This is a genomic window from Pseudomonas sp. ATCC 43928, from assembly GCF_005938665.2.
In the GTDB taxonomy this organism is placed as follows: Bacteria; Pseudomonadota; Gammaproteobacteria; order Pseudomonadales; family Pseudomonadaceae; genus Aquipseudomonas.
In genome coordinates, this window is the sequence record NZ_CP041753.1 from 4,696,864 (window position 1) to 4,719,289 (window position 22,426).

A 22,426-nucleotide genomic window follows, 5' to 3' on the forward strand; every position below is an offset into this window, starting at 1 on the left:
TGAAGAACTTGGCACAACCACTGCATTACCTTTCCCAACAGACATAAAGCCCGGCCTTCAACGTAGAAGGCTGCGCTGCCCGAGAGAACGGGACAAGGACAAAGGCGTCCTCGCTAGTTAGCTAGCGGGACGCCTTTTTTTGTTTGCGCAAAATTTTGTCGAGCAAGGCCTGAATGCCCTGATGAGGCAGGCCCGAGCTCCCCGGAGAACCTGATGAAAAAACTAAAACTGGTGATGATCGGCAACGGCATGGCCGGGGTTCGTACCCTGGAAGAACTGCTCAAGCTGAGTAATGAGCTGTACGACATCACGGTCTTCGGCGCCGAACCGCATACCAACTACAACCGCATCCTGCTGTCCCCCGTACTGGCTGGCGAACAGACGTTCGAAGAGATCGTGCTCAACGATCTGGACTGGTACCTGGAAAACAACATCAAGCTGCTGCTCAACCGCAAAGTGGTGGAGATCGACCGGGTCAAACGCCGGGTCATCGCCGAAGACGGCACTGAGGCTGAATACGACCGCCTGCTGATTGCCACCGGCTCGACCCCGTTCATCCTGCCAATCCCCGGCAATACCTTGCAGGGCGTGATCGGCTACCGCGACATTGCCGACACCCAAGTGATGATCGACACCGCCAAGACCCACAAGCACGCCGTGGTCATCGGTGGCGGCCTGCTGGGCCTTGAAGCCGCCAATGGCCTGATGCTGCGGGGCATGCACGTCACCGTGGTGCACATCGGCGAATGGCTGCTGGAGCGCCAACTGGACAAAACCAGCGGCCAACTCCTGCAAACCGCCCTGGAAGCCCGCGGCCTGCATTTCCGCCTGTGCGAACAGACCCAGGCCCTGCACGACGCAGGCAATGGCCGGGTCGGCTCGGTGCAGTTCAAGAACGGCGACATCATCCCCGCCGATCTGGTGGTGATGGCCGCCGGCATTCGCCCCAACACCGAACTGACGGAAAAAGCCGGCATCCCTTGCAGCCGCGGGATTCTGGTCAACGACACAATGCAAACCTACGACCCTCGGGTGTACGCCATCGGTGAATGCGCCAGCCACCGCGGCACCGCCTACGGCCTGGTCGCACCGCTGTTCGAACAAGCCAAGGTGTGCGCCAACCACCTCGCCCAACTGGGCTTCGCCACTTACAAGGGCTCGGTGACGTCGACCAAATTGAAAGTCACCGGCATCGACCTGTTCTCCGCCGGCGACTTCATGGGCGGCGAAGGCACCGAGACCATCACCCTCTCCGACCCGATCGGCGGGGTGTACAAAAAACTGGTGATCAAGGATGACGTGCTGGTCGGCGCCTGCCTGTACGGCGATACGGCAGACGGCGGCTGGTATTTCCGGCAGATCCGTGAGAACCATGCCATCGGCGAGATCCGCGATCACCTGATGTTTGGCGAAAATGCTTTAGGCGATGTAGGACATCAAGGCCAGGACAAAGCCATGAGCATGGCCGACACCGCCGAAGTCTGCGGCTGTAACGGCGTGTGCAAAGGCACCATCGTCAAAGCCATTCAGGAACACGGGCTGTTCAGCGTCGACGACGTGAAGAAACACACCAAGGCCGCCAGCTCCTGCGGCTCTTGTGCCGGCCTCGTCGAACAGATCCTGATCAACACCGTGGGCGGTGCGGCAGACGTCAAACCGAAAAGCGAAAAAGCCATCTGCGGGTGCAGCGACCTCAACCACGGGCAAATCCGCCAGGCCATCCGCGACCAGCATCTGCTGACCATCGCCGGCACCATGAGCTACCTGAACTGGCGCACGCCGAACGGCTGCGCCACCTGCCGCCCGGCGCTCAACTACTACCTGATTTCCACCTGGCCCGGCGAAGCCAAGGACGATCCGCAATCGCGCCTGATCAACGAACGCGCCCACGCCAACATTCAGAAAGACGGCACTTACTCTGTCGTCCCGCGGATGTGGGGCGGTGTGACCAATCCTTCAGAACTGCGGCGCATCGCCGACGTGGCCGACAAGTACAACGTGCCGATGGTCAAGGTCACCGGCGGCCAACGCATCGACTTGCTGGGGATCAAAAAGCAAGACTTGCCGGGCGTCTGGAAAGACCTGGACATGCCGTCCGGCCACGCCTACGGCAAATCCATCCGCACCGTGAAAACCTGTGTCGGCAGTGAGTTCTGCCGCTTCGGCACCCAGAATTCCACGCAACTGGGCATCGAGCTCGAACATGACCTGTTCAACATGTGGTCGCCACACAAAGTGAAACTGGCTGTCTCCGGTTGCCCACGCAACTGCTCGGAAGCGGGGATCAAGGACGTCGGAATTATCGGCGTGGATTCCGGCTGGGAGATGTACATCGGTGGCAACGGCGGGATCAAGACCGAAGTCGCTGAATTCTTCGTCAAGTTGAAAACCGCTGAAGAGGTGCGCGAATACAACGGCGCTTTCCTGCAGCTGTACCGTGAAGAAGCCTTCTACCTCGAGCGCACCGTGCATTACCTGCAACGGGTCGGCATGGAACACATCAAGAAAGCCGTGCTGGAAGACCCGGTACGGCGCAAGGCACTCAACGAACGCCTGCAATTCTCCCTGTCGTTCGAACAGGACCCGTGGAAAGAACGCCTCGAGCAACCACTGCTGAAAAAAGAATTCGAAGTCATTCCCGTGAAGAACCTGGAGGTGTCGGTATGAACTGGCTGGATATCTGCGCACTGGAAGAGATCAACACCCTTGGCTCGCGGATCGTCGCCGGCCCGAAAGGCGACATTGCGATTTTTCGTACGAGCGACGATGAGGTTTTCGCCCTCGACGACCGCTGCCCGCACAAGGGCGGACCGCTGTCCCAGGGTTTGATCTACGGCAAACGGGTCGCCTGCCCGCTGCACAACTGGCAGATCGACCTGGAAACCGGTGAAGCCCAGGCTCCCGATATCGGCTGCGCCCACCATCATTCGGCACGGGTCGAAAATGGCCGGGTGCTGCTGGCTCTGCGGGAAGCAAGCTGATGGACCGCCAAATCACCGCCTCCACCTGCTGCTACTGCGGGGTCGGCTGCGGCGTGCTGATCGAGCACGACGGCGAGCGCATTCTCGGCGTCAGCGGCGATCCGGCGCACCCGGCCAACTTCGGCAAATTGTGCAGTAAAGGTTCGACCTTGCATCTGACCGGCGACCTGACGGCGCGGGCCTTGTACCCGCAACTGCGCCTGGGCAAAGGACTGGCTCGCAGCCGCACAGATTGGGACAGCGCCCTCGATCACGCCGCCAGTGTCTTCGCCAAGACCATCGCCGAACACGGCCCGGACAGCGTCGCGTTCTATATCTCCGGGCAATTGCTGACCGAGGATTACTACGCCTTCAACAAACTGGCGCGGGCGCTGGTGGGCACCAACAACATCGACAGCAATTCACGGCTGTGCATGTCTTCAGCGGTGGTCGGCTACAAGCGCAGCCTCGGCGCCGATGCTCCGCCCTGCAACTACGAAGACCTGGAACTGAGCGACTGCGTGATGATCGTCGGCAGCAACATGGCCTACGCCCACCCGATCCTGTTTCGTCGCCTGGAAGAAGCCAAATCCCATCGTCCGCAGATGAAAGTCATCGTCATCGACCCACGGCGCACTGACACCTGCGATCTGGCTGACCTGCACCTGGCGATTCTGCCCGGTACCGATGTCGCGTTGTTCCATGGGATTTTGCACTTGCTGCTGTGGGAAGACTGGATCGACCGCGACTTCATCAAGGCCCACACCGAAGGCCTGGCCGAGCTGAAAAAGCTGGTGCGCGACTACACCCCGACAATGGTTTCGCAACTCTGTGGCATCAGCGTCGAGCAACTGCACCAATGCGCGGAATGGGTCGGCACGTCACCGAGCTTTCTGTCGCTGTGGTGCATGGGGCTGAATCAGTCCACCGCCGGCAGCGCGAAGAACAGCGCGCTGATCAACCTGCACTTGGCTACCGGGCAAATCGGCCGGCCCGGTGCAGGACCTTTCTCGCTGACCGGTCAGCCCAATGCCATGGGCGGCCGGGAAACCGGCAGCTTGTCGAATCTGCTGCCAGGCCATCGCGAAGCGGCCAATGCCGAGCACCGCGCGCAAGTGGCCGCCTACTGGGGCGTCGATCAACTGCCCGAAAACACCGGGCTCACGGCCATCGAACTGTTCGAGCAGATGCGCAGCGGCAAGATCAAAGCCCTGTGGATTGCCTGCACCAACCCTGCCCAGTCGCTGCCGGACCAGACCACTGTGCGCGAGGCACTGCAAGCCTGCCCGTTCGTGGTGTTGCAGGAAGCCTTCCACACCACCGAAACCGCCGCATTCGCCGACCTGTTGCTGCCCGCCGCCAGTTGGGGTGAAAAGGACGGCACGGTTACCAACTCCGAGCGACGCATTTCCCACGTCCGCCGAGCCATCGGCGCCCCCGGTGAAGCACGGCCCGATTGGGCGATCACTGTGGATTTCGCACAGCGCCTGGAAAAACACCTGCGTCCCGGAGCCTCCAGCCTGTTTGCCTTTGAAACCCCGGCACAGGTCTTCGACGAATACAAACAACTGACTCGCGGCCGCGACCTCGACCTGTCCGGGATCAGTCATGAGTTGATCGACCAGCTCGGACCGCAGCAATGGCCCTTCCCCGCCGGAGCCCGCGAAGGCACCGCGCGGTTGTACCTTGACGGGGTATTCCCGACCGCCAGCGGGCGTGCGCAGTTCGTGACCGACCCCTATCGCGCCGCCAAGGAACAACGCGATGCGCGTTTCCCGCTGACCTTGATCACCGGCCGCCTGCGCGATCAATGGCACGGCATGAGCCGCACCGGCACCGCCGCGCAGCTGTTCGGCCATGTCAGCGAAGCCGTGTTGAGCCTGCACCCGGATGAACTGCGTCGGCATCGCCTGCAACCTGGCGACCTGATCAATCTGAAAAGTCGCCGGGGCGCGGTGATCCTGCCGGTCAGCAGCGACGACAGCGTACGTCCGGGCCAGGCTTTCCTGCCGATGCATTGGGGCGACCGCTTTCTCAAGGGCGGTGTGAATACCCTCACCCTTCCCGCCTTCGATCCGTTGTCGAAGCAACCTGAACTCAAACACAGCGGTGTACGACTCGAGCCTGTGAATTTGCCCTGGCAGCTTTTCGCCCTGATCGAAGGTGATGTTCAACAGCACCTGGAGACGTTGCGACCACTCTGCGAGGCGTTTTCCTACGCCAGCCTCAGCCTGGCCGGCCGTGAGCGTCCCGCGCTGCTGATACGCGCCGCCAGCGCCACCGCGCCAGAGCCGCAGTTGTTGCGCGATATCGATCAATGCCTGGGGCTCAACGACGGCCCGGTATTGGCTTATGACGATCCCCGGCGTTCGATCGGTAAACGGGTGCGTATCGAGAACGGCCGGATCACCGCGATTCGCCTGGCCGGTGAAACACTCGCCCAACATTGGCTGCAAAGCCTGTGGCTCGAAGGTCGCGCCGACGAACAACTGCGCCGTTGGCTGCTGGCACCGTTGAGTGCGCCACCAGGCAACGCTGGCGCCCCTGCATCCGGCAGCAAAACCCTGTGCAACTGCATGAACGTCAGCCAGAACGCAATCTGTGCCGGAATCAGCCGTGGCCTGGACTTGCAAGGTTTGAAACAAGAATTGGGCTGCGGCACGCAATGCGGCTCCTGCGTCCCGGAAATCAAGCGTTTACTGGCCGCCACTGCGCAGCCAGTCGCCGTCACCTCGTGAGGAAAACACTATGAGCGCAAAAGTCTGGCTGGTGGGTGCGGGTCCCGGCGATCCGGAATTGCTGACCCTCAAGGCGGTTCGTGCGTTGCGCGAAGCGGACGTGGTGTTGATCGACGATCTGGTCAATCCTGCGGTACTGGAGCATTGCCCGAATGCGCGAATTATTCCCGTGGGCAAGCGCGGCGGCTGTCGCTCCACGCCTCAAGCCTTCATTCATCGCCTGATGCTGCGTTATACCCGCCACGGCAAATGCGTGGTGCGGCTCAAGGGTGGCGATCCGTGCATCTTCGGACGCGGCGGTGAAGAGGCGCAGTGGTTACGTGAACGAGGGGTCGAGGTTGAATTGGTCAATGGCATCACCGCTGGCCTTGCCGGCGCGACCCAATGTGATATTCCACTGACGCTTCGGGGTGTCGCCCGTGGCGTGACACTGGTCACGGCGCACACTCAGGATGACAGTAGCCTGAACTGGCAGGCCCTGGCTCAAGGCGGCACCACGTTGGTGGTCTATATGGGTGTCGCAAAACTGAGCGAGATTCGTGAGCAACTGCTGGCCGGTGGAATGGCCGCCGATACGCCCGTGGCGATGATCGAAAACGCTTCGCTGCCGCACCAACGGGAATGCCGGAGCGACCTGACAGCAATGGAAGAGGATGCCCTCAGCTTTCAGTTGAAGAGCCCGGCGATCCTGGTGATCGGTGCCGTGGCAGCCTGTGCAACTTCATCTCTGTGGGAGCGCGACTTGCCCGCGATGGTGGCCGATCAATCAGCCTGAACCCTACCTATTACTCCCTCTTCACCAAATCGCAGACAAAGAAAAGCCCGGCCTAAGCCGGGCTTTTCTTGAGCTGCGAGCTAATTACTTAGCTTGAGCTTCAACCTTCGCTTCTACGCGACGGTTTACAGCGCGACCAGCTTCAGTGGCGTTGTCAGCAACTGGGCGGGATTCGCCGTAGCCAACAGACTGAACGCGGGACGGCGAAACACCGTACTGGTTGGTCAGAACTTGCTTAACGGCGTTTGCACGACGCTCGGACAGTTTCTGGTTGTAAGCGTCAGGACCGACGGAGTCAGTGTGACCTTCAACAACAGTAGTGGTGGATGGGTACTGCTTCATGAAGTCAGCCAGGTTTTTGATGTCGCCGTAGCTGTTAGGCTTGACTACCGACTTGTTGAAGTCGAATTTCACGTCCAGCTCAACACGAACAACTTCAGCAACTGCTGGGCAGCCATCAGCGTCAACAGTTACGTTGGCTGGGGTGTCTGGGCACTTGTCAACGTTGTCGCAAACGCCATCGTTGTCGCTGTCGGAGCAAACTTCAGCCGGTGCTGGAACTGGAGCAGCAGCAGGCTTGGAGCCGCCACCGAAGTTCACACCGATACCGACGCTAGGAGCCCACTCGGTGTCGCCCTGGTCGATGTTGTACTGAGCTTCAACGCCAGCACGGGCGTAGAAGTTTTCAGTGAAGTACAGCTTGGCACCGCCGCCAACGTTGGCGAAAGTGGAGCGGTTACGACCCGAACCGTTTTGGCCAATGCTCTGGTCCGAGAAACCGGCAGAAACGTATGGACGGATCATGTCGCCTGGGTTGTTGAAGTGGTACAGAGCGTCCAGAGCGGTATCAGCGCCCTTTACGTTGCGACCATCATCTGCACGTACGTTGTGTACTTCGTCGTAGGCCAGACGCAGTTCTACGTCGTCGGTCAGGAAGTAACCAACCGAGCCGCCGAACAGGTTGCCGTTGTTCTTGAAGTTACGATCGCTGTCGTACTGTTCTTTCTTGGCGAAGCCTTCGATTTCAACTGCGCCTTGGCCTTGTGCCAGCGCGCCGAACGAAGTAGCGGCAATAAGAGAACCAATGGCCAAGCCCAAGGTGTTTTTCAGTTTCATCCGTTAAATCCCCATCTGGTGATTGTGAAGCAGTCCCGCAAACCGGGGGACAACTCGGCGGCAAGTCTATCAGAACTTGCCTACACGTAAGAGATATTTGCGCCAAACTAAGTTTCGGCAATGCCTGCAAATTTCTCACGCAATTTGTCTAGAGCGCGTTTGTACCGCATTTTTGTTGCACTCAAACCCATGTGCATGATGTCTGCGATCTCCTGAAACTCCAGCTCTGCGACAAAACGTAGCACCAGAATTTCACGGTCAATCGGGTTCACATACACCAGCCAGCGATCAAGTCCGCCCTTCTCCTCGGGTTTCGGCGCCTTTTCTTCAGACGCTTCCTCGAGGGGGTCCAGACTCAAAGCGTCCATCAAGCGACGCTTACGCCGTTCCTTCCGATACTGCGTGATGCACTCGTTGTACGTGATGCTGTAGAGCCACGTCTTGAACTTCGATTTCCCCTCGAAGTTCTTCAGGCCGTACAGCACCTTCAACATCACTTCCTGACAGACATCGTCTGCATCACGATCGTTCCCCAGGTACCGTGCACAAACGTTAAATAATGTTCGCTGGTAACGCCGCATCAGTTCTTCATAGGCGCGCGTTACGTGAAACAGCTCGGTATGCGAGCGCGCGACCAACTCCTCATCAGAGAGCTCGCGGGGGTCGTAGCGCGTGGAGAGCGATTGAGCTTTATTCAAAACAAGTCGGGCCGACAGTCAGGTCAATGTCCGCCGCTGCCCTTCAGGGCAATTTGCGGCGGCATACATTAGCAGGATTTGCCGGGTTAGCGGCTACTCACATGCTGCTCCAGGAGAATCCGATTCGAGAGAGAGACTAGCTCACCCTCGTCGGTCAGCACCGTGGTTTTCACCGTGCCGATCTCTTCGATCTGCCCTTCGACCTCGCCAACACGCACTTGTTGCCCAACCTGATACAACTCTCGCACATAGATTCCCGCAAGAATCTGACCGGCAATTTCCCGGCTTCCCAACCCCATGGCCAGCGCAACCGCCAGACCAACGGTAATCAAGACGATCACAATCACGTGGTTGAGCAGGTCTGTCTTGACCTCCAACTGGCTGATCGCAACCGAAATACTGATGATGATCACCAGGCCCTGGGCAATCCGCCCCAGTCCTGCTGCGTAATCCAGCCCTACGCCTTCTGCCGCGCCACGCACCAGCCCATTGGCCAGTTGCGCCAGCAAGACACCCACCAGCAGCACCAGCGCCGCGCCGAATACTTTCGGAACATACAGCGCCAGCATGTCCAGCGTAGCCGAAACTCGTTCAAGTCCAAGGGATTCTGCGGCAGAAACGAGAAAAATCAACAGGACGAACCAGTAAACAATTTTGCCGATCAGCGTCGAAATAGGCACCTGGAGGCCGGCGCGGGACAGCAATTTGGTCAGTCCGGTGCCACCCATCAGGCGATCAAGGCCCAATTTGGCGAGCAATTTTGAGAGCAGCGTGTCCAGCAGTTTGGCCACGACAAAACCCAGCAGCAGTACAACCAGTGCGCCAAACAGGTTCGGAATGAAGTTCGCAACTTTGGTCCACAACGCAGTCATTGCAGTGACGAGGCTCTGAGTCCAGAGATCAAGTTCCATATTCAATCAGCCTTATCAGCAGTGCGGGCGGTAGGTTTACGCAGACGAGAAACCGGCGCTACATGGGCCGATCCGTTATTCAGGGCGATCATCAGCGCGGGCAGCCAACGGCCCAGAAGGCTGAACAGATCGCCGGCACCGACCTGGCGGTTGGCGGTTTTCAGTACACGCCCCAGACAGGCATCGTCGTCACGGCTGGACGGCGATGCTTTGAGCATGTCACGCAAAGACTGTTCAAACGGATCGTGCATACGCACCTCTCGTGATGTCTGTCAAAGACGCGGTTAGATTTGGTCGGGTCACATGGCGCATCGTCAGACCCAGCGTAAACGTCGGAATAACCACCACTGCCCCAGCGCCACCAAGACCATCAACAGGCAGGCGATCAGGAAGCCGTAGGGGTTGGCAGAGAACGGAATACCGCCGACGTTGATGCCCAAAAGACCGGTCAGAAAACTCATCGGCAAAAAGATTCCGGTGATGATCCCGAATCGATACATCGTGCGGTTCATGCGCACGCTCAAACGCCGGTCTTCAGCCTCCAGGACCAGCCCCACACGCTCCCGGGTCAACTCCAGCTCCTCGAGATACCGGGTCAGGCTGTTGTTCAATTCGTTCCAGTAATCGCCATCGTCTTCGCAGAACCACGGCAGTTTTATCCGCGTCAGCTGACCGAAAATATCCCGCTGCGGCGCCAGAAAACGCTTCAGCCCAGCGGCCCTGCGGCGGATCTGCAAAACAGCCCCATGCTCAGGTGTATACCGTTCGTCGGCATCCAGCTTTTCTTCTTCCTCATCGACAACTTCCGAGAGGTCGCCGACCAGATCCTGCACTTTATGGGTAAGGTATTGCGCCATATACAGGATCAGCTCGGAAGCGCTTCTCGGCCCTTTGCCGTCGGCCAGTTGCACCAACAACTCTTCGGTGGCACGCAACGGCCGCAAACGCAGGGAAATCACCCGTTGGGCCGAACCGAAGATCCGCACCGAGACCATGTCTTCCGGCTCCGCGCCCGGATTCAGGTTGACCCCGCGCAGAAACAGCAGCAGTTCAGAGTCCGGCAGCGGCAAAAGACGCGGTCGGGTGTTCTCTTCCAGCAACAAATCGCAACTAAATTCACTCAGCCCGCTGGATTTTCGCAGCCAGGTCTGGGTTTGCGGGTGGCTGCGATCCCAGTGCAGCCACAGGCTTTCGTGGGCCTGCAACTGCAAGTCATCGAGTTCAGTCCGGGCTATCGAACGCGCACCGCCTTTACCGTCCAGCACCAGGGCATGCACCAGCCCCCACTGCGCGTTTTCTTCCTCGAACATCCTCACCCCTATTCTTGAAACAAAAAGCCAGCAGCGCTTATTCAGGCATTTTCAGCGGGCTTGGCGAGACGATCACCCCGTTGTTGTCCGCATAAACGTAGTGGCCCGGGTGAAAGGTCACGCCCGCGAAGGTCACGGCAACGTTGAGATCGCCAACACCGCGCCTGTCGGTTTTCATCGGGTGACTGGCCAGGGCCTGAACCCCCAGATCAGTTTGCGCGATGACGTCGACGTCGCGGATGCAACCGTAGATCACCAGCCCTTCCCAACCGTTGTTCGCGGCTTTCTCGGCCAGCATGTCGCCCAACAGCGCGCGGCGCAGGGAACCGCCACCGTCGACCACCAGCACCTTGCCGTTGCCCTTGAGCTCGACTTGCTCCTTGACCCGCGAGTTGTCTTCGAAACATTTGATGGTCACGATTTCGCCGCCGAAAGAATCACGGCCGCCGAAATTGCTGAACATCGGTTCCAGCACCTGCACCAGCTCCGGATAGGCGTCGCACAGGTCAGGCGTGAGGTAATGGTTCATCGAGAAACTCCTGTAACAAGGAAGACAATCGAGTATGCAGCATACTCGGGCCAAGGCTGGACGGTTGCAAATCGCTCCATATGCACGAACACAGCGACCGCATCAATCACTCAAAGTGACCAGAACCACTCAATGCGTCACATATTAGCCGCAAGCCGACCAGAGAGAAATGCCCTTGTTAGAGCATCAGGCTCAAATCGCTGTGGCCAAATCCGGCTTTTCACCCAGTAAAGGCGTCTGTTGATCCGCCAGCCAGCGAGCCACCAACGGCCAGACTTCAGCCTGCGCAGCCTTGCTGACCAGCATTTCCACGTGACCGAAATTATCGCCAAAGCCTTGCTCGCGGCCAAGGGTGATGAACTGCTTGTGCTCGGAGCCGACTTGATCGAACAGCTTATGGCAGGCCCAGGTCGGGTCCTGATGATCGCCCGCGGCACTCACGGCCAGCACCGGCAATTGCACCTCGGCCAAACCCGCCCACCAGTCTTTGTCGGCATCGCCGAAGCGGCCGAACAGCCCGTACCAACGCATGCTTTCCAGGGCCAGGCCTATCGGCTCGTCCTCCGGGCCGCGCTTGAGCCGAGAGCCCGACAGTTGGGCAAAACGCTTGAGAATGAAGCGCCCGCTCCACTCCACCGGTGGAAACTTCAACGGCCAGTAAGTACGGCTGACTTGCGTGCCGAAAAACGCCGCGGAAGCCACGGCGGGCTCGCCCAGGTACTGGCCGCCCAACGCCGCGGCGAGGGTAATGCCGCCCAGCGAATGGCCGATCCAGTGCGGGATCTGGCCGCTTTGCTCGCGCACGAACGCGCCAATGGCCGGCAAATCGTAACGCGCATAGTCGGCGACGCTGTTCTGGCGATAGTTCTGGTTGCGCTGAGACAGGCCGTGACCGCGCATTTCCGGAATCCACACATCGAATCCCAGACGCGTCAGGTAAGCGCCCAGGCCCAAACCTTTGGGAGAAAACCAGAACCGCCGATTGGAAAAGCTGCCGTGCAGCAGAATCACCGGCACGCCACGCACCGCCGGCTCATCGGCCAGGCCCAGGCGTGTCACAGCCAGCTCAACGGTGCCGTCGGGGCTGTTGCCGGGTTTCAAACGATAGACGTCTTCGCTCAGATCGCCGCGCCGCTCGGCGCTGATCAGGGCGACAGGAAATAGGTTGCTGCTACTTTGCATATGCTCTTGCACAAAAAAGGGCGGCATCCAGAGGAGCCCGCCCTACTTGAATCTCTGAAAGGGCCGATCACAGATCGGCCCTTTCACTCACACCATCAGGCCGAAGCCTGACCTTCAGCCAGGAAGAACCAGGTTTCCAGTACGGAATCGGGGTTCAGCGAAACGCTTTCGATGCCCTGCTCCATCAGCCACTTGGCCAGGTCCGGGTGGTCCGAAGGGCCCTGACCGCAGATGCCGATGTACTTGCCGGCCTTGTTACACGCGGCAATGGCGTTGCCCAGCAGTTTCTTGACCGCAGGATTTCGCTCGTCGAACAGGTGCGCGATGATCCCGGAGTCACGGTCCAGGCCCAGGGTGAGCTGGGTCAGGTCGTTGGAGCCGATGGAGAAACCGTCGAAGAACTCGAGGAACTCTTCAGCCAGGATCGCGTTGGACGGCAGCTCGCACATCATGATCACGCGCAGACCGTTGTCGCCACGGGCCAGACCGTTTTCAGCCAGCAGATCGACCACCTGGCTCGCTTCGCCCAGGGTACGGACGAACGGCACCATGATTTCAACGTTGGTCAGGCCCATCTCGTTACGCACGCGCTTGAGGGCGCGGCATTCGAGCTCGAAGCAGTCACGGAACGATTCGCTGATGTAACGCGAAGCGCCACGGAAACCCAGCATCGGGTTTTCTTCTTCCGGCTCGTAGAGTTTGCCGCCGATCAGGTTCGCGTATTCGTTGGACTTGAAGTCCGACAGACGCACGATGACCTTTTTCGGCCAGAACGCTGCCGCCAGGGTGCTGATACCTTCGACCAGTTTGTCGACATAGAAGCCAACCGGGTCGTTGTAACCGGCAATGCGCTTGTCGACGCTGTCCTTGATTTCCTGCGGCAGGCCGCCGTAGTTCAACAGCGCCTTGGGGTGCACGCCGATCATGCGGTTGATGATGAATTCCAGACGGGCCAGGCCCACACCGGCGTTCGGCAGTTGCGCGAAGTCGAAGGCGCGGTCCGGGTTGCCGACGTTCATCATGATCTTGAACGGCAGCTCCGGCATGGCATCCACGGAGTTTTTCTTGATGTCGAAGCCCAGTTCGCCTTCGAAGATGTAACCGGTGTCGCCTTCAGCGCAGGAAACGGTCACGCCCTGGCCGTCTTTCAACAGCTGGGTGGCGTTGCCGCAACCGACCACGGCCGGGATGCCCAGCTCGCGAGCGATGATCGCCGCATGGCAGGTACGGCCGCCACGGTTGGTGACGATGGCGCTGGCGCGCTTCATGACCGGTTCCCAGTCCGGGTCGGTCATGTCGGAAACCAGCACGTCGCCCGGCTGGACTTTGTCCATCTCGGACACGTCCTTGATGATCCGCACCTTGCCGGCGCCGATGCGCTGGCCGATGGCACGACCTTCCACCAGCACGGTGCCGGTTTCTTTCAACAGGTAACGTTCCATGACGTTGGCCTGGGTACGGCTCTTCACGGTTTCCGGACGGGCCTGCACGATGTAGAGCTTGCCGTCGTCGCCGTCTTTGGCCCATTCGATGTCCATCGGGCACTTGTAGTGCTTCTCGATGATCATCGCCTGCTTGGCCAGCTCGCTGACTTCGGCGTCGGTCAGGCAGAAACGCGCACGATCGGCCTTGTCCACGTCGATGGTCTTGACCGATTTACCGGCCTTGGCTTCGTCACCGTAGATCATCTTGATGGCTTTACTGCCCAGGTTGCGACGCAGGATGGCCGGACGACCGGCTTCCAGCGTGCCTTTGTGGACGTAGAACTCATCCGGGTTCACCGCGCCTTGTACGACGGTTTCACCCAGGCCGTAGGCGCCGGTGATGAACACCACGTCACGGAAGCCCGACTCGGTATCGAGGGTGAACATCACGCCAGCGGTGCCGGTTTCAGAGCGGACCATGCGCTGCACGCCAGCCGACAAGGCCACCAGCTTGTGGTCGAAGCCCTGGTGCACGCGGTAGGAAATGGCGCGGTCGTTGAACAGGGAGGCGAACACCTCTTTGGCGGCGCGAATGACGTTTTCGACACCACGGATGTTCAGGAAGGTTTCCTGCTGACCGGCGAAGGAAGCGTCCGGCAGGTCTTCGGCGGTAGCGGAAGAGCGCACGGCCACGGCCATGTCAGGGTTGCCGGCCGACAGCGTGGCGAACGCGGTGCGGATCTCGGCGTTGAGCTTCTCGGGGAACTCGGCTTCCATGATCCATTGACGGATCTGGGCGCCGGTCTTGGCCAAAGCGTTTACATCATCGACGTCCAGGGCGTCGAGGGCGGCATGGATCTGATCGTTCAGGCCGCTCAGTTCCAGAAAATCACGATAAGCCTGAGCTGTCGTGGCAAAGCCACCTGGCACCGATACACCGGCGCCTGCAAGGTTACTGATCATCTCGCCCAGGGATGCGTTCTTGCCCCCCACATGCTCTACATCATGGACGCCGAGCTTATCGAGGGAAACTACGTACTCTACCAAGGTGATCTCTCCACTAACTGTGTTGGAAAAGCTCAGAAGCCGGCGACTCGGGGGAGCCTTTGCCGGCTGTATGGCCTGGACCTGGAAAATAAGTGAGAATGCGGGCCATCGGTGGCCGACAAATCGCGCCTACTATATCCAAGAATCGTCACTAGCTTAAGGCCCAAGGTGCAAATGAAACGATCTGCTTTCTTTATCTCCGATGGCACCGGCATTACCGCCGAAACCCTCGGCCAAAGCCTGCTGGCGCAGTTCGAAAACATTACCTTCAGCAAAATCATACGACCGTACATCGACGACGCTGATAAAGCGCGGGCCATGGTACAACAAATCAACAAAGCCGCCGAAAACGATGGTTTTCGTCCGATTATTTTCGACACCATTGTCAATCAGGACATTCGTGAGATTCTCGCAACGTCGAATGGTTTCATGATCGACATTTTCTCGACCTTCCTGGCGCCCCTTGAACAGGAGCTGACCGAGCATTCTTCCTACACCGTCGGCAAATCCCACTCCATCGGCCATAACTCCAATTACATGGAGCGTATCGAGGCGGTGAACTTCGCCCTCGACAATGACGATGGCGCCCGCACGCACTATTACGACAAAGCTGACTTGATACTAGTAGGCGTGTCGCGATGCGGCAAAACACCGACGTGTTTGTACATGGCCATGCAATTCGGCATCCGCGCAGCCAACTATCCGCTGACCGAAGACGACATGGAGCGCCTGCAACTGCCGACCGCCCTGCGCGCCCATCATCACAAGCTGTTCGGCCTGACCATCGACCCGGACCGCCTCACCGCGATCCGCAACGAACGCAAGCCCAACAGCCGCTATTCGAGCTACGCGCAGTGCGAATTCGAAGTGCGCGAGGTGGAGAATCTGTTCCGACGCGAGAACATTCCCCACATCAATTCCACGCATTTCTCCGTGGAAGAGATCTCGGCGAAGATTCTGGTGGAGAAAGGTGTGGAACGGCGGTTCAAGTAGATAGTCGGCGGCAGTTATGCCGCCTTCGCGGCCAGCTAGATCACAAACAAATCCACAAACCGGTTCACCGGCGTCGCTTCAAGTGCTGCCGGGTCCTTGCACAGCGCAAGGATCTCGGCGCTTCGCTGAGCCGTGAAGCGCGTCGTCAGGTTGACCTTGAACTTGTCTTCCAGCAACGGAATGCCATCGGCACGGCGCCGGCGATGACCGATCGGGTACTCCACCATCACATTATCGGTGCTGGAACCGTCCTTGAAGAACACCTGTACCGCGTTGGCGATGGAGCGTTTGTCCGCCTCCAGGTATTCGCGGGTGAAGCGCGGGTCTTCGACAATGACCATTTTGTCGCGCAGCACATCGATAATCGGGTGCGCGGCGTGGAAGTCGTCTTCGTACTGCTCGGCCACCAGATTGCCGAATACCAGGGGTACGGCGGTCATGTACTGGAGGCAGTGATCGCGGTCCGCAGCGTTGGCCAGCGGGCCGACCTTGGAGATGATGCGGATCGCTGATTCGTGGGTGGTGATAACGATCCTGTCGATTTCATGCAGGCGATTCCTGACCAATGGATGCAGGGTGACGGCAGCCTCGCAGGCCGTTTGCGCGTGGAACTCGGCGGGGAAGCTGATCTTGAACAGCACGTTTTCCATCACATAGCTGCCGAACGGCCGGGAAAAACTGAAAGCTCGCTTGCCTTCAGGCTTGAGCCCCAGGTCGTTGTTGGTGTGGCTGAACAGTACATCGTAGAAACCCCATTGCTTGGCGGTCAGTACACCGGGGATGCCCATCTCACCACGCATCGCAATGTCCGCCAGACGCACGCCCCGACTGGTCGCGTCTCCGGCCGCCCAGGATTTACGCGATCCGGCGTTCGGCGCATGCCGGTAAGTGCGCAGCGCCTGGCCGTCGGCAAAGGCATGGGACAACGCCGACAGCAGCTGCTCGCGATTGGCGCCCATGAGTTTGGCAGTGACGGCGGTCGAGGCGACTTTCACCAGAATCACGTGATCAAGACCGACGCGGTTGAACGAATTCTCCAGGGCGATCACGCCCTGAATCTCGTGCGCCATGATCATGGCTTCCAGCACAGCGCGAATGGTCAACGGGGCGTCGCCATTGGCCAGGCGCTTTTGCGACAGGTGGTCGGCCACCGCGAGAATACCGCCGAGGTTATCGGACGGATGGCCCCATTCGGCGGCGAGCCAGGTGTCGTTGTAATCGAGCCAGCGGACGATGCAACCGATGTCCCAAGCGGCCTTGACCGGGTCGAGACGATAGCTGGTGCCGGGCACGCGGGCGCCGCAGGGGACGACAGTGCCTTCGACGATAGGACCCAGGTGTTTGGTGCATTCGGGGAAACGCAGCGCCAGCAAGCCGCAGCCGAGGGTGTCCATCAGGCAATTGCGGGCAGTATCAAGCGCCTCGGGCGACTGGATGTTGAAATTGAGGACGTAGTCGGCGATGTCCTGCAGAACCGTGTCGTAGTCGGGGCGGGTGTTCAGGTCGACGTTGGCGCTCATGTTCGATTCACTCTTGAAGTGGTTCGTTGATGGGACCTCGGTTCAGGGTAGTCTCAGTCGGTACAACACTCTTGTTTTGGAAATGCATCACCTATGGGAGCGGCGCTCCCACAGGGATTTGTGTATGCCTGGATTGAGGTTAGAAACAATCCCCCGGCACCCGGACATAACCTTCCATCAACACCCGCGCACTGCGGCTCATGATGGCTTTTTTCACCGTCCACTCACCGTTGACCTTTGCAGCCTCGGCGCCCACGCGCAAGGTGCCGGACGGATGGCCGAAGCGCACGGCGTTGCGTTCGATACCGCCCGCTGCCAGGTTGACCAAGGTGCCGGAAATCGCCGCCGCCGTGCCGATCGCCACCGCTGCCGTGCCCATCATGGCGTGGTGCAGCTTGCCCATGGACAACGCGCGCACCAGCAGGTCGATGTCGGCGGCTGCGATTTTCTTGCCGCTGGACGCAATGTAATCCGCAGGTGGGGCGACGAACGCGACCTTCGGCGTGTGCTGGCGCTTGGCGGCTTCATCCAAGTGTTCAATCAGCCCCATGCGCAGCGCACCGTAAGCGCGGATGGTTTCGAACATTGCCAAAGCCTCCAGGTCACTGTTGATCGCGCCCTGCAACTCGGTGCCGGTGTAGCCGATGTCTTCGGCGTTGATGAATATGGTCGGGATGCCAGCGTTGATCAGGGTAGCCTTGAGCGTGCCGACACCCGGCACTTCAAGGTCGTCCACCAGATTGCCGGTGGGGAACATCGAGCCACCGCCCCCCTCTTCTTCCGCCGCCGGATCCATGAATTCGAGCTGCACTTCGGCGGCCGGAAAGGTCACGCCGTCGAGTTCGAAATCACCGGTTTCCTGCACCTCGCCATTGGTGATCGGCACATGGGCGATGATGGTCTTGCCGATGTTGGCCTGCCACACGCGCACCACCGCCACACCGTTGTGCGGAATGCGGCTGGCATCCACCAGGCCATTGCTGATGGCGAACGAACCCACCGCCGCCGACAGGTTGCCGCAGTTGCCGCTCCAGTCGACGAAAGGTTTGTCGATGGCGACCTGACCGAACAGGTAATCGACGTCGTGATCGGCCTTGATGCTTTTCGACAGGATCACGGTTTTGCTGGTGCTGGACGTCGCGCCGCCCATGCCGTCGATTTGCTTCTCGTACGGATCGGGGCTGCCGATCACGCGCAGCAACAAGGCATCGCGGGCGATGCCTTGCATCTGCGCCGCTTCGGGCAAATCCTTGAGGCTGAAGAACACGCCTTTGCTGGTGCCGCCGCGCATGTAGGTGGCAGGGATTTTTATCTGAGATGCGTGAGCCATATTGATCCTGTATGGCCAGCGCGGGACTTGAAATCCCGCGCGGCTCGTCGTGTTAAACGGCAACCGCCGACTCTTCGAGGAAGTCCTGAGCGAAACGCTGCAACACGCCGCCGGCCTCGTAGATCGACACTTCTTCGGCGGTGTCGAGGCGGCAGGTCACCGGCACTTCGACGCGTTCACCGTTCTTGCGGTTGATCACCAGCGTCAGCGTCGCGCGCGGGGTGCGATCGCCGATCACGTCATAGGTTTCGCTGCCATCTATCCCTAAGGTTTTACGATTGGTGCCCGGCAGGAACTCCAGCGGCAACACGCCCATGCCCACCAGGTTGGTGCGGTGAATGCGCTCGAAACCTTCGGCGGCAATCGCTTCCACCCCCGCCAGACGCACGCCTTTGGCCGCCCAGTCCCGGGACGAACCCTGGCCATAGTCGGCGCCGGCAATGATGATCAGCGGCTGCTTGCGCTCCATGTAGGTTTCGATGGCTTCCCACATGCGCATCACTTTGCCTTCCGGCTCCACGCGGGCAAGAGAACCCTGCTTGACCTTGCCGTTTTCCTGCACCATTTCATTGAACAGTTTCGGGTTGGCGAAGGTTGCGCGCTGCGCGGTCAAGTGGTCGCCGCGGTGCGTGGCGTAGGAGTTGAAGTCCTCTTCCGGCAGGCCCATTTTCGCCAGGTACTCACCCGCTGCGCTGTCGAGCATGATCGCGTTCGAAGGCGACAGGTGATCGGTGGTGATGTTGTCCGGCAGCACCGCCAGAGGGCGCATGCCCTTGAGCGGACGCGCGCCGGCCAGCGCGCCTTCCCAGTACGGCGGACGACGGATGTAGGTGCTCATCTCGCGCCAGTCGTACAGCGGCGTGACTTTCGGGCCAGTGTCTTCGTGGATGGCGAACATCGGAATGTACACTTGGCGGAACTGCTCCGGCTTGACCGAGGCCTTGACCACCGCGTCGATTTCTTCGTCGCTCGGCCAGATGTCTTTCAGCCGGATTTCCTTGCCATCGACCACGCCCAGTACATCTTTTTCGATGTCGAAACGGATGGTGCCGGCGATGGCATAAGCCACCACCAATGGCGGCGATGCGAGGAACGCCTGCTTGGCGTACGGGTGAATCCGCCCGTCGAAGTTGCGGTTGCCGGAGAGTACGGCGGTGGCATACAGGTCGCGGTCGATGATCTCTTGCTGGATCACCGGATCCAGCGCACCAGACATGCCGTTGCAGGTAGTGCAAGCGAAGGCCACGACGCCGAAGCCGAGTTGCTCCAGCTCTTTGGTCAGGCCGGCTTCATCCAGATACAGCGCCACGGTTTTCGAACCGGGTGCCAGGGACGACTTGACCCATGGCTTGCGGGTCAGCCCAAGCTGGTTGGCATTGCGCGCCAGCAGGCCGGCGGCAATGACGTTGCGCGGGTTACTGGTGTTGGTGCAACTGGTGATGGCGGCGATGATCACCGCACCGTCCGGCATCTGGCCGGGCACGTCTTCCCACTGGCCGGAGATGCCTTTGGCAGCCAGATCCGAGGTCGCAACACGCGCATGCGGGTTGCTCGGGCCGGCCATGTTGCGCACCACCGAGGACAGGTCGAAGCTCAACCCGCGCTCGTATTGCGCGCCTTTGAGGCTATCGGCCCACAGGCCGGTCTGTTTGGCGTAGCTCTCGACCAGTTGCACTTGCTCGTCTTCACGGCCGGTGAGTTTCAGGTAGTCGATGGTCTGCTGGTCGATGTAGAACATTGCAGCAGTGGCGCCGTATTCCGGGGCCATGTTGGAAATGGTCGCGCGGTCGCCGAGGGTGAGGTTTGACGCGCCTTCACCGAAGAACTCCAGCCATGCGCCGACAACTTTTTGTTTGCGCAGGTATTCGGTCAGCGCCAGCACCATGTCGGTGGCGGTGATGCCCGGTTGCAGCTTGCCGGTAAGCTCGACGCCAACGCTTTCCGGCAAACGCATCCACGACGCGCGGCCGAGCATCACGCTTTCCGCTTCCAGACCGCCGACGCCGATGGCGATCACACCCAGTGCATCGACATGCGGGGTATGACTGTCGGTGCCGACGCAGGTATCAGGGAAAGCCACGCCGTCGCGCACCTGGATCACCGGCGACATTTTCTCCAGGTTGATCTGGTGCATGATCCCGTTGCCCGGCGGGATCACGTCGACGTTCTTGAAGGCTTTCTTGGTCCAGTTGATGAAGTGGAAACGGTCTTCGTTGCGACGGTCTTCGATGGCGCGGTTCTTTTCGAAGGCCTCGGGATCGAAGCCGCCACGCTCGACGGCCAGGGAATGGTCGACGATCAATTGCGTCGGCACCACCGGGTTCACTTGCGCCGGGTCGCCGCCTTGCAGGGCAATGGCATCGCGCAAGCCGGCAAGGTCCACCAGGGCGGTCTGGCCGAGAATGTCGTGGCACACCACGCGGGCCGGAAACCATGGGAAGTCGAGGTCGCGTTTGCGCTCGATCAGTTGTTTCAGGGAATCAGTGAGCGTGGCCGGGTCACAGCGACGCACGAGGTTTTCCGCCAGCACGCGGGAGGTGTACGGCAGGGTGTCGTAGGCGCCGGGCGCAATGGCATCGACCGCCGCACGGACGTCGAAATAATCCAGAGAGCTGCCGGGCAGCGGTTTGCGGAATTCAGTATTCATCGTCAGGACTCGGTCGCGGTAATTTCAAAAGGTGGGCGCCTGGCACCGGGCTGAACCCTGACCTGCAGGGTTCCCGGTTCCTTCAGTAACCAGTACCGGCGCCCTCCCCGGTCAGCGTTGTTCGATTGGCACGAACTTGCGCTGTTCGACGCCGACGTACTCGGCGCTCGGGCGGATGATGCGGTTGTTGGCACGTTGCTCGAACACGTGAGCCGCCCAGCCGGTCAGGCGCGAGCAGACGAAGATCGGTGTGAACAACTTGGTCGGGATGCCCATGAAGTGGTACGTCGAGGCGTGGTAGAAGTCGGCGTTCGGGAACAGTTTCTTCTGTTCCCACATGGTTGCGTCGATGGCTTCTGAAACCGGGAACAACACCGTGTCGCCCACTTCGTCGGCGAGTTTTTTCGACCAGCCCTTGATCACCTCATTGCGCGGATCGTTGTCCTTATAGATCGCGTGGCCGAAGCCCATGATCTTGTCCTTGCGTGCCAGCATACCGAGGGTGCCCTCAACCGCCTCTTCCGGCGAGCTGAAGCGCTCGATCATTTCCATCGCCGCTTCGTTGGCCCCGCCGTGCAGCGGGCCGCGCAGGGAACCGATGGCAGCCGTGATGCAGGAATACAGATCCGACAGCGTCGAGGCACACACCCGGGCGGTGAAGGTCGAGGCGTTGAATTCGTGCTCCGCGTAGAGGATCAGCGAAACGTTCATCACCTTGACGTGCAATTCGCTCGGTTTCTTGTCGTGCAACAGGTGCAGGAAATGGCCGCCGATGCAGGCTTCGTCGGTCACGCAATTGATGCGTTTGCCGTCGTGGCTGAAGCGATACCAGTAGCACATGATCGCCGGGAACGCGGCCAGCAGGCGGTCGGTTTTGTCGTGCTGCTCGGAGAAGTCTTTCTCCGGCTCGATGTTGCCCAGGAACGAGCAGCCAGTGCGCATCACATCCATTGGATGGGCGTCGGCGGGGATGCGCTCCAGCACTTCTTTCAGCGCTTGCGGCAGGTCGCGCAGCTTGCTTAGTTTCTCGGTATAGCCGGCCAGTTGTAACTGGGTCGGCAGTTCGCCGTACAGCAGCAGGTAAGCCACTTCTTCGAACTGTGCGTCCGCCGCCAGTTCGCGCACGTCGTAACCGCGATAGGTCAGACCGGCGCCCGACTGGCCCACGGTGGACAGTGCGGTTTGCCCGGCAACCTGGCCACGGAGCCCGGCGCCACTGAGTACTTTTGCTTCGGCCATTGCTGTC

At 60.0% G+C, this 22,426-nt stretch carries 17 protein-coding genes; 5 read left to right on the top strand and 12 right to left on the bottom strand.

The genetic code is table 11. The features are described from left to right. Nucleotides 1–213 precede the first annotated feature (213 nt). The 4 genes from nirB to cobA are packed head-to-tail and all read left to right on the top strand — an operon-like array spanning nucleotide 214 to nucleotide 6,473. Nucleotides 214–2,667 (top strand): nitrite reductase large subunit NirB, encoded by a 2,454-nt coding sequence (nirB, locus tag FFH90_RS21315; RefSeq protein ID WP_138866053.1) that lies wholly within the window; start codon nucleotides 214–216, stop codon nucleotides 2,665–2,667. Continuing rightward, nucleotides 2,664–2,981 (top strand): nitrite reductase small subunit NirD, encoded by a 318-nt coding sequence (nirD, locus tag FFH90_RS21320; protein ID WP_018925265.1) that lies wholly within the window; start codon nucleotides 2,664–2,666, stop codon nucleotides 2,979–2,981. Before nirB ends, nirD begins: the two co-directional genes overlap by 4 nt. After that, complete coding sequence (locus tag FFH90_RS21325) at nucleotides 2,981–5,698, top strand: nitrate reductase (protein ID WP_138866054.1); 2,718 nt, start codon at nucleotides 2,981–2,983, stop codon at nucleotides 5,696–5,698. The genes nirD and FFH90_RS21325 overlap by 1 nt, the downstream gene beginning before the upstream one ends. A 10-nt stretch (nucleotides 5,699–5,708) precedes the next feature. Then, complete coding sequence (gene cobA, locus FFH90_RS21330) at nucleotides 5,709–6,473, top strand: uroporphyrinogen-III C-methyltransferase (RefSeq protein ID WP_086945139.1); 765 nt, start codon at nucleotides 5,709–5,711, stop codon at nucleotides 6,471–6,473. Between the two features lie 84 nt (nucleotides 6,474–6,557). Here the strand turns inward: cobA and FFH90_RS21335 are convergent, their stop codons facing one another. The 8 genes from FFH90_RS21335 to ppsA all read right to left on the bottom strand — a co-directional run bounded on the left by FFH90_RS21335 (nucleotide 6,558) and on the right by ppsA (nucleotide 14,690). Then, on the bottom strand, nucleotides 6,558–7,589 hold the full coding sequence (locus tag FFH90_RS21335) for an OmpA family protein (protein WP_018925262.1): 1,032 nt from the start codon (nucleotides 7,587–7,589) through the stop codon (nucleotides 6,558–6,560). Nucleotides 7,590–7,696: 107 nt separating this feature from the next. Then, nucleotides 7,697–8,287, bottom strand: coding sequence for an RNA polymerase sigma factor SigX (sigX, locus tag FFH90_RS21340; RefSeq protein WP_017337463.1), 591 nt, complete (start codon nucleotides 8,285–8,287; stop codon nucleotides 7,697–7,699). An 86-nt stretch (nucleotides 8,288–8,373) separates the two neighbouring features. Next, entirely contained in the window at nucleotides 8,374–9,198 is an 825-nt protein-coding gene (locus FFH90_RS21345; RefSeq protein ID WP_007940637.1) for a mechanosensitive ion channel domain-containing protein, read from the bottom strand. A gap of 2 nt (nucleotides 9,199–9,200) precedes the next feature. Then, complete coding sequence (locus FFH90_RS21350) at nucleotides 9,201–9,449, bottom strand: hypothetical protein (protein ID WP_007940635.1); 249 nt, start codon at nucleotides 9,447–9,449, stop codon at nucleotides 9,201–9,203. A gap of 63 nt (nucleotides 9,450–9,512) precedes the next feature. Beyond that, nucleotides 9,513–10,508, bottom strand: a complete 996-nt coding sequence (locus tag FFH90_RS21355; RefSeq protein ID WP_018925260.1) for a zinc transporter ZntB — start codon at nucleotides 10,506–10,508, stop codon at nucleotides 9,513–9,515. Nucleotides 10,509–10,545: 37 nt separating this feature from the next. After that, nucleotides 10,546–11,037, bottom strand: a complete 492-nt coding sequence (rraA, locus tag FFH90_RS21360; protein ID WP_019579751.1) for a ribonuclease E activity regulator RraA — start codon at nucleotides 11,035–11,037, stop codon at nucleotides 10,546–10,548. A gap of 192 nt (nucleotides 11,038–11,229) precedes the next feature. Next, on the bottom strand, nucleotides 11,230–12,219 hold the full coding sequence (locus tag FFH90_RS21365) for an alpha/beta fold hydrolase (protein WP_018925258.1): 990 nt from the start codon (nucleotides 12,217–12,219) through the stop codon (nucleotides 11,230–11,232). Nucleotides 12,220–12,314: 95 nt separating this feature from the next. Beyond that, complete coding sequence (gene ppsA, locus FFH90_RS21370; RefSeq protein WP_138866055.1) at nucleotides 12,315–14,690, bottom strand: phosphoenolpyruvate synthase; 2,376 nt, start codon at nucleotides 14,688–14,690, stop codon at nucleotides 12,315–12,317. 174 nt (nucleotides 14,691–14,864) lie between these two features. Here ppsA and FFH90_RS21375 point away from each other — a divergent pair, with 174 nt between their 5' ends. Beyond that, nucleotides 14,865–15,683: a pyruvate, water dikinase regulatory protein gene (locus tag FFH90_RS21375; protein WP_018925255.1), complete on the top strand. Its 819-nt coding sequence runs from the start codon at nucleotides 14,865–14,867 to the stop codon at nucleotides 15,681–15,683. A gap of 35 nt (nucleotides 15,684–15,718) precedes the next feature. Here the strand turns inward: FFH90_RS21375 and prpD are convergent, their stop codons facing one another. The 4 genes from prpD to prpC all read right to left on the bottom strand — a co-directional run bounded on the left by prpD (nucleotide 15,719) and on the right by prpC (nucleotide 22,419). After that, a complete protein-coding gene (gene prpD / locus FFH90_RS21380) occupies nucleotides 15,719–17,203 on the bottom strand; it encodes a 2-methylcitrate dehydratase (protein WP_138866056.1) in 1,485 nt (494 codons plus the stop codon). A 139-nt stretch (nucleotides 17,204–17,342) separates the two neighbouring features. Further along, the gene (gene prpF / locus FFH90_RS21385; RefSeq protein ID WP_138866057.1) at nucleotides 17,343–18,533 is read right to left on the bottom strand and encodes a 2-methylaconitate cis-trans isomerase PrpF; all 1,191 of its coding nucleotides are present in this window, start codon (nucleotides 18,531–18,533) and stop codon (nucleotides 17,343–17,345) included. Nucleotides 18,534–18,585: 52 nt separating this feature from the next. Further along, nucleotides 18,586–21,180 (bottom strand): Fe/S-dependent 2-methylisocitrate dehydratase AcnD, encoded by a 2,595-nt coding sequence (acnD, locus tag FFH90_RS21390; RefSeq protein WP_111454666.1) that lies wholly within the window; start codon nucleotides 21,178–21,180, stop codon nucleotides 18,586–18,588. Between the two features lie 111 nt (nucleotides 21,181–21,291). Further along, nucleotides 21,292–22,419, bottom strand: coding sequence for a 2-methylcitrate synthase (gene prpC / locus FFH90_RS21395; RefSeq protein WP_018925251.1), 1,128 nt, complete (start codon nucleotides 22,417–22,419; stop codon nucleotides 21,292–21,294). Nucleotides 22,420–22,426: the final 7 nt, after the last annotated feature.

Bases quoted from the DNA above. Each gene is read 5' to 3' on its own strand.
- nirB (WP_138866053.1), top strand. From the start codon at position 214: ATGAAAAAACTAAAACTGGTGATGATCGGCAACGGCATGGCCGGGGTT.
- nirD (WP_018925265.1), top strand. From the start codon at position 2,664: ATGAACTGGCTGGATATCTGCGCACTGGAAGAGATCAACACCCTTGGC.
- FFH90_RS21325 (WP_138866054.1), top strand. From the start codon at position 2,981: ATGGACCGCCAAATCACCGCCTCCACCTGCTGCTACTGCGGGGTCGGC.
- cobA (WP_086945139.1), top strand. From the start codon at position 5,709: ATGAGCGCAAAAGTCTGGCTGGTGGGTGCGGGTCCCGGCGATCCGGAA.
- FFH90_RS21335 (WP_018925262.1), bottom strand. From the start codon at position 7,589: ATGAAACTGAAAAACACCTTGGGCTTGGCCATTGGTTCTCTTATTGCC.
- FFH90_RS21345 (WP_007940637.1), bottom strand. From the start codon at position 9,198: ATGGAACTTGATCTCTGGACTCAGAGCCTCGTCACTGCAATGACTGCG.
- FFH90_RS21350 (WP_007940635.1), bottom strand. From the start codon at position 9,449: ATGCACGATCCGTTTGAACAGTCTTTGCGTGACATGCTCAAAGCATCG.
- FFH90_RS21355 (WP_018925260.1), bottom strand. From the start codon at position 10,508: ATGTTCGAGGAAGAAAACGCGCAGTGGGGGCTGGTGCATGCCCTGGTG.
- rraA (WP_019579751.1), bottom strand. From the start codon at position 11,037: ATGAACCATTACCTCACGCCTGACCTGTGCGACGCCTATCCGGAGCTG.
- FFH90_RS21365 (WP_018925258.1), bottom strand. From the start codon at position 12,219: ATGCAAAGTAGCAGCAACCTATTTCCTGTCGCCCTGATCAGCGCCGAG.
- FFH90_RS21375 (WP_018925255.1), top strand. From the start codon at position 14,865: ATGAAACGATCTGCTTTCTTTATCTCCGATGGCACCGGCATTACCGCC.
- prpD (WP_138866056.1), bottom strand. From the start codon at position 17,203: ATGAGCGCCAACGTCGACCTGAACACCCGCCCCGACTACGACACGGTT.
- prpF (WP_138866057.1), bottom strand. From the start codon at position 18,533: ATGGCTCACGCATCTCAGATAAAAATCCCTGCCACCTACATGCGCGGC.
- acnD (WP_111454666.1), bottom strand. From the start codon at position 21,180: ATGAATACTGAATTCCGCAAACCGCTGCCCGGCAGCTCTCTGGATTAT.
- prpC (WP_018925251.1), bottom strand. From the start codon at position 22,419: ATGGCCGAAGCAAAAGTACTCAGTGGCGCCGGGCTCCGTGGCCAGGTT.